The 642-nt window shown below is 62.9% G+C and carries 1 protein-coding gene; it reads left to right on the forward strand.

Features of this window, described 5'->3' with window-relative positions:
• Positions 1 to 284, forward strand: a 284-nt coding sequence (locus tag A5624_RS00005; RefSeq protein ID WP_197518881.1) for a type II toxin-antitoxin system Phd/YefM family antitoxin, incomplete at its 5' end; no start/stop codon positions are given.
• Positions 285 to 642: the final 358 nt, after the last annotated feature.

The raw sequence follows: 642 nt of genomic DNA on the forward strand, positions 1-642 counted from the left end.
TGGCCACCATGCGCGGCGCATTGGCTGAAATGTGTTTTACGATCGCAGAATCCGACGATCCCGTCACAGCTCGGCACCATGCCCTAGCCATCATCGATTGCCTTCTGAGCAAGGCCTGTGAGTCGCCGCAGGTGACCCACACTGGCGCGATACCCGATCGCATCGGCATCCGGCAATTGCGAATCGATCTCGGCAACTACATCGACCGCGTCGCGGCCGGCGAAACCATCGACGTGACCCGCCGCGGACGGGTCGTGGCGCGCCTGCAGCAGCCCACGAACTGACGGCGGCCACCCGAGCCAGCTCTTCACAGCAATAGCCAGCCAAACTTCGCGCCGCAAACACCCCGTGTGAACGGTGAGGGAACGGATCCCCACGACCTGCGCTCGACAGGCCGGAAAAGCCAGCACGACTAGGGCATCGACAGCTTGGTCAGACCGGTTAGCTCGTCGCCTCGCGTAAGCGTTTCAAGCTAACGCGCCGGGGCGGCGTCGTCGCGCGTTCGCCCGGTTTCCGCCCCTTCGAGGTATTGTCGGTTGCATCGCGTCTTTTGTCGGCCCGTGTGCGCTTCGGCTTATTAGCGGGTGTGGGGGGCGGTGTTGGGCGGAAACTGTATAAGAGCTTATCGATGACAGTCAGGGG

The sequence above is a fragment of the Mycobacterium sp. 1482292.6 genome (assembly GCF_001672995.1).
In the GTDB taxonomy this organism is placed as follows: domain Bacteria; phylum Actinomycetota; class Actinomycetes; order Mycobacteriales; family Mycobacteriaceae; genus Mycobacterium; species Mycobacterium europaeum_A.